Source organism: Sutterella sp. KLE1602, assembly GCF_001578585.1.
Lineage (GTDB): Bacteria > Pseudomonadota > Gammaproteobacteria > Burkholderiales > Burkholderiaceae_F > Sutterella > Sutterella wadsworthensis_A.
In genome coordinates, this window is record NZ_KQ968511.1 from 1 (window position 1) to 808 (window position 808).

Sequence of the window (808 nt, forward strand, 5' to 3'; positions counted from 1 at the left end):
CATGACGGAACTTTAGCCGCAATGCACCGCCATCTCGTTGCCGAAATGGACTTCTCGTACTCCCTGAGGAAGTACCGAGCTCCGATGTTGTACGAAGCTGACAGGTCGCACGAATAGCGCTTCCCCGTCTGGAACGTACACATGCTGTAGTTGTCCGTGTCTCTCGTAACGTCACCGGTTCCGTCAAAGGCCAGCTTCGATGTATTCCAAGAACACACGCGACGAATGCGAGTACCGCAACGATGTGCCTGGTACTCCACGATCTGCTGGACATACTTGGCACGCCAGTGATGAAGCCGCTGACGCTTGGAGCCACGTTTGCGCCCGGCGAGATCGAGGTGTTCCATGACGATGACGTCGACCTTGAACTCGTTTGCAACCGTCATGATGAAGCCTGCCGTCTTGACGGCGATGTCCTTGTTGACCCCCTTTGCTCTCGCCCAAAGCCTCGGCATGCGTTTTGCGCCGTTGCTTTGAGCTTTCCTGATGCGCCGCAAGGCACGTTCCAAAGAGTCTTGCTCTACCGGCAGCTTCTTAAAACGTCTGCCGATGATAGTGCCCTTTGAATCCATGACCGAGCACACGCATGCATTGTTGATCCCAAGATCAACGCCCAGGACGCGCTGCGTGTCAAGAGACACCTTATCCAGAATAACCTTCTCCTCAAAGGAGAAGTCCAGATACCATTTCTTCCCGCGCTTTCTCAATGCCGGCGACAATTCGTTGCGGGTAGCGCAATGAAGTGCAATGTAATCGACATCGTGCTTGTCGAGCTCGACATCAACCCAGTCCCAAGTATTGCGAATGC

The 808-nt window shown here is 54.2% G+C and carries 1 protein-coding gene; it reads right to left on the minus strand.

Going from position 1 to position 808, the window contains the following annotated elements; all coding sequences use genetic code 11:
* Positions 1-808: IS200/IS605 family accessory protein TnpB-related protein (locus tag HMPREF3036_RS03215; protein WP_156469729.1), on the minus strand; the 808-nt coding region annotated here is incomplete at both ends.